The organism is Rhodoferax sp. GW821-FHT07G04 (assembly GCF_059418585.1).
Genome location: NZ_JBWKQD010000013.1, coordinates 1 through 5,617, shown reverse-complemented (window position 1 = coordinate 5,617; position 5,617 = coordinate 1). Strand labels below are relative to the sequence as shown.

The window sequence follows — 5,617 nt, the reverse complement described above, 5'->3', positions numbered from 1 at the left end:
TCGCCGTCGGGTGTGACCCGGGTCAAGATGCGGGCCGTGGTGGCACCGTGTTGCGCCCCCGCCCGGGTGTTGGCCTCAATGGCATCGATCCGCTCAGCCAGCGCAGCCAATGCAGCTGCGGTTGCAACGTCATTGCTAGCGCCGGTGCCACTCAGCCCCGGGTTGTAGGCAGCCGAAAAGACCTGTGTACTGGCCTGCGGCACAACGTTTGTGCCCACACCTGCAGACGGCACCGTCAGCCCAAACCGGGTTGACAAAATGCCGCCCGTGGTGGTCAGGCTTGCAGCGGTTTGTCCCTGCAGCAGCCGCAGCTCCAGCAGCGTTTGCGCGTTGGTTTCAGCCAAGGTCAACAGGTTTTGGCTCAGCTCTGGCAGCGCTTTGGCAGCGTCCTGGTCACCCGCACGGGCCTGGGCCGTGGCGATGCTGAAACGCGTCTTTGCCGCGGCAAAGGCCGCCTCGCCCGTGCCCTCTATCAGCCCACGGATGCGCTTCACCTCTGCATAGATGCTGTCAGTGATCTGCTGCCAGGCGCTGGCAATGCTGGACGCAGCCGTTTCGCCGGCGCTACTGCCGCCCCCACCACCACCACCACCGCCACTGCTGCCCACACCAGAGCCAAAGCCGCCGGGCGTGGCCTGCCTAACACCGCCCACAAAGTCAAAGATGGCCTGCTGGTTGGACAGCAACACCTGGGCCTGGCTGGACGCCGGGTCAAGCGACTGGTAATACGCCAAGGCCGAGGCCTGCGTGGCGGACATGATGTCGCTGATACTCAGGTTCAACCCACCCGCAGCCAGCGTTTGCTGAAGCTGTTGGGCCTGGAAACCGCGCACGTCCGACGCCGAGCCCCAGTTTTGAATGGCGGACAACATGTTGTTCGCCGCAGCCCTGGCAGAAGCCGCTGCCTGGTCAAACGCTGGCGCCAGGTTAATGAGGGACGCCACGAGGTTTTGCCCACTGGCGGTGGAGATATCAATGCTCTGCACCAGGTGGCGGAACTCTTCTTTGGAAGCCGGCACCGAAACACCCAGTGCTGCAAACTGAGCCCTCAAGCTCGCGGTGGCGTTGGCAGCCTTTTCGGCGTCGCTGTAGAACGCGTCGTAGTACGTGCCCACGCTGGCCTGCAGCTTCTCCACGCCACCAAAGGCATCGACCAGGCCGCTGGCCATGCTGGCGCTGGCCACGCTGACGGGCAGCATCACAATGCCAAGCTGCTTCAGGTCAGCATTGACAATGCCCAAGCTGGACGAGAGGCGCTCCAGGGTTTGCGACGAAGTTTCCCCAGCGCGCGCCATGCCTTTCAACGCGCTGCCGTAGGCGCTGGTGATCATTGCATCGCCGAAGCCCGCAAAGGTCTCGATCAGCTTTTTCTGCACGCCTTCGGAATCCAGGCCGCCCAGGTCAATGTTGATGTCCTGGGTGAAGTCGTTCACCGCATCAGCCGTCAGGCCAATGGCAGCGGCGTAGGCCTTCACGGCCGCAGTCGTGGCCCGCACACCGCCGTCGAGCGCGGCCTGTGAGCCGCCGTCCAGTTCCGAATAGCTGCTGTTGTGGGTGGTGTAGGAGCCAATTCCAAATGCACCCCGATGGTCTTGGGTGTAGTCGGTGCGCCGCTGGGCCGTTGCACCTGTGGTACTCAACCTGCCGCTGATGCCACCACCCGCCTCACTGACCTGGTAGCCACCCAGCACGGCGTACATGCCTTGTGCGCCGAGCGCGCTGCCAGACAACATGGCGGCAGTCTTGGGATCGACACCAATACTCTGCCAGAGCCTGTCGGTCGCGTTGACGATGCCATTGGGGCCGAGGAAGCTGCCCTTTGGCCCGCTGTTCGCGCCATCGCTCACGGTAAAGCCAACACCCCCGTTGTTGCCGGCACGGAAGCCCTGGTTATAGGCCTCGCCCGACGCCAGAACACCCATGGCGATCCAACCAGCAATGGGGATGCCAGCAAAGCCTGTCGCGGAGCTGGCAGTGGCCGTCCCACCGCCCAGCACGGTGCCCGACCCGATACCCGCACTACCACCTATGGCAGTGCCACCAGCAGTGGCCGCAACACCACTGGCCGCGCTCGACCCAATCACGCTGGACAGCGTGGTGCCGGTGATCTTTGCGTACAGCCCGCCAAGGTAGTTGGTGGCCGTGGTGAGCGCCTGGGAGCCAGCAGTCATCAGGCTACCGCCGTTGGTGTACAGGGAATTGATGCCGCTTGCCGCGCTCAAGACGTTACCTGCGCCGCCAACCTGTCCGCCACCGCCACCACCCACAACGCTAGTTACCGCGCTGCTGATGAGGCCTGTAACCGGGCTGATGATGGCGCTGATGATGGGGCGCAGCACCATGGTCTTGAACATGTTGACAACGGTGTCGCGCAGGTTCTCGGCAAACCCCTTGCCGGACTCAAAACCGCGCAGCAGCGCGTCGGTCAGCGACTGGTTGATGCTGTCGGCCGTGCGCTGCCATTCATCGACCACCGCCTTGGTGGCTACGTTGTTGGCCTCGAGAACGGCGTTGGCCGTTGCCTGTGCGCGCAGCTCGGCACGCCGGGCGTCGGCCTCCGGCCCCTCGCCCAGGTTGAGCTTTTCAATGACTGCCAGCTCTTTTGCCAGGCGCAGCTCCACCTGGCGCTGCCCAATGATGCGCTCGCGCGTTTGCTGGGATTGGCCAATCAGCTCGACCTGCAGGCGCAGCGTGTCGGTCTCTTGCGAGGCCGCGATCGCGGCCTCGGTCAGCTTCAGCGCTTCCTGCTTGTATTCGGTCTCCTGCAGCGCCTTGACAAAACGCTCCTGCGCCTCGACCTTGGACTGCAGCGCCGCCACGTAGGCCGGCGCGAACTGGCTGGACGAATCAGCCTCGGCCGCCTGCTGCTTGAGCAGGGCCAGGGTGCTTTGCTCAATGGCGGTTTTGGACTTGCCAAAATTGGCGTTAACAGCCTCTTGTCCCAGGGCCTGGTCGTGAATGCTGGTGGCCTGCTTGCGAACGGCGTCGATCTGCTGGTTCAGCAGATCCGCCGAGGCCTTCATGGCATCGTGATACTTCTGCTCAGCCAGCACCTGGCGATCCACGGTAGCTAGAGCCTGGGCCGCTACCAGTGCTCTTTCCTTTTCCGCGCGCGCAACGCCGTTGATGGACGTCTTGAGCTCTTCCTGTATCTTGGTGACCAGCTTTTCGCCATCAGTCCTTTTGTCGACCGAAGAGCCGGAGGTTTTCAGTAGCTCCAGGTATTTGGTCTGTTCGATGATCTTGGCGCGGATGCCAGCTACCTCCGACTGGCCCGATGTGTCGGTATATTGCCTACGGATGCCAGCTATGCGCTCGGCAAGCTCTCGCTCCGTGATGAGGCCTTTGTTGATAAGGTCTTGCCCCTCTATCCGAGCCTTGACCAAGGCCTCTTCCAGCCTGACGGCCTTCGACTTGAACTGCTCACCTTCCTTTTCCCATGCAGCCAAGGATTTGACAGATGCAGCTTCTTCAGCTCGCTTTGCAGCAACCCGGCCACTGAGTCGGTCTACTTCTTTCAACGCGTCCAGCTCGGCCCGCATCCGCTCCAATTGGATAGCCCGACCTTCTGCGGTGAGCCCGTCGCTATTGGTGTACTTTGCGTTTGCAAACGCATCCACCTGCTGCTGCTTGATGGCAATCTTCTCGCCAAGCGTGTCAGGTCGGCCAATGCCCTTGATGTCATCCAACGCCCCTTTGGCAGCCTTGGCAACCGCATTCCACCCGCGCTCAAATAAGCCGAGGTTGTTGACGATCTCGGCAGCGCGTGAGTTGATGGTGTCGGCATACGCCGTCTGCGCCAACGCAGCGGCTTCGACCAGGCGGCCCTGCTCCTCCAGCGCCTTGATCTGCCGGTACAGGCTGGCGGTAAGGTAGTTGGTGGAATCGTTGAGCTTGAGCGAGGCCTCCAGAGGAGACTTGCGCAGCTCATCAAACTGCTTGACGGTATCTGCAACCGCCTGCCCTGTCGCCTTGCTGTAGTTGATGGCCGCTGCGGAGAACTTTTCGAGGTTCTGCGAGCCAACGGCACCGGACTGCACCACCGCCGCCAGCGCCTCGGCCGCAGCGCCCTGTGTGCTGCCCGTGATCTTGGCAACATTGGCCGTCATGCTGCCGAGCTGGGACGCGGTGACGCCCGCAGCGTTGCCCGACAGAACGATGGCCTTGGTGAACGCAGCCGCTTCTTGGCTGCCGCTGTAGTAGGCATAGGCCACACCCGCCACGCCTGCCGCCAGCAACGTGAATGGGGTAACCAGGCCCGTCACATATGTGGCCAGCGCACGCGCAGCGTTGCCCGCGCCACCAAACATGTCCTTAAGCTGCCCGCCCTGCTGCAGCAGCACAGTCAGAGGCTTTTGCCCGCTCTGCAGGCTGACCACAATGTCGGTGAACTGCGCGGGCACACCGCGCATGGCGGCGGCCGTGGCCTTGGCGGACATGCCAATGCTGTCCAGAGAGCCGCTGGCGGCGTTTTGGGCATCGCGCGCCTTGGCCTCTACCTCGCGCAACTTCTGGAGCATCGGCTCGAATTTGGCGGCGTCGAGCCCTTTGTCGCTGATGTTGAATTCGATCCGCTGCGAGGCCGTCTTGCCCAGCAGCTCAAACTCGCGCGTCGCGCGTTTGATCGACGCTTCGATGCGCCCTTCTGCCCGGGTGAACTTGTCAGCGCCCTTCTCTGCGGCGTTACCCATGCCGTCAGCAGCTTGGCCCGCTTTGCCAGCTGCGTTCACCACGCCGTCCGCCATGGCCTGTGCCTTGTCGGCGACCTGGTCAAATGCCGCAGTAGCCTGGTCGGCACGGACAACGACTTCGCCCTGTATGGTTAGATCATCTGACATGGGGAGGATATAAAAAAGCCACCGCGAGGGTGGCTAGGTTTTGTTGATTTCAGCGATGGCGGCGAGCTCCATCACCTGCAGGTCGGCCAACAGCTGGTCCCATTCCTCCGGGGCATCTGTCAGCCGGTCAAGCAACCGGTAGACCACCTGGTAGTCGAAGCCAGTAACGCCTGACATGCCCACGCGCCATTGCGTCTGCAGCCGGCAAAACAGGGCGAAGGCCTCCAGGTTCTCGGGCCAGATCTCGATGTCGCCATCGTCGAAGTCGTCGAACTCAAACCAGTCGTCAGCCGCGGCGTTTTGCTTGGGCGGACGCTGGTAAAACGCTACGGCGATGGCCTTTAGTTTCCCAACCGGCCGTCGCAGATGGCAGCGCGGTACATCTCAATGATTGCGCCCGGGGCACCAGGGAATTCGTTGGCCAAGTCTTGCAACGATTGCAAGGACAGCTCAACGTCCAGATTCCACCCAGTGACGATGTCCATGATGTACACGGCGCTGGTCTCACTGGACTGTTCCAGATGCTCTTTGAGACTAAACGGCTTGTCGGTATCGCCCTCGGCCTTGACGGCCTCCAGCGCGGCCTCGGTCTTGGCATCGATGAATTCGCCAAACTCTTTGCGCGTGCGGTATTTGAAGGTGCACTCGACGGTGCCGGTGGTACCGTCCAGCATCTGGATGCTGATGGTGCGCTTGAAGTCTTTGGGGCGTTTGCCCAGTACGAGTTTTGCCATGATGGTTCTTTCGCAGAGTGGTGAAGAAAATGCCCGTACCCAGCC

At 62.2% G+C, this 5,617-nt stretch carries 3 protein-coding genes; all 3 read right to left on the bottom strand.

The genetic code is table 11. From position 1 onward, the window contains the following. Positions 1 to 4,838: phage tail length tape measure family protein (locus tag AC07OO_RS25380; protein ID WP_495084959.1), on the bottom strand; the 4,838-nt coding region annotated here is incomplete at its 3' end. 33 nt (positions 4,839 to 4,871) lie between these two features. Next, a complete protein-coding gene (locus tag AC07OO_RS25375) occupies positions 4,872 to 5,174 on the bottom strand; it encodes a DUF1799 domain-containing protein (RefSeq protein ID WP_495084960.1) in 303 nt (100 codons plus the stop codon). A 5-nt stretch (positions 5,175 to 5,179) separates the two neighbouring features. Then, the gene (locus AC07OO_RS25370; protein WP_495084958.1) at positions 5,180 to 5,572 is read right to left on the bottom strand and encodes a phage tail assembly chaperone; all 393 of its coding nucleotides are present in this window, start codon (positions 5,570 to 5,572) and stop codon (positions 5,180 to 5,182) included. Between the last annotated feature and the right edge of the window lie 45 nt (positions 5,573 to 5,617).

Excerpts from the sequence above, each read along its gene's own strand:
- AC07OO_RS25370 (WP_495084958.1), bottom strand. The coding sequence starts at position 5,572 with ATGGCAAAACTCGTACTGGGCAAACGCCCCAAAGACTTCAAGCGCACC.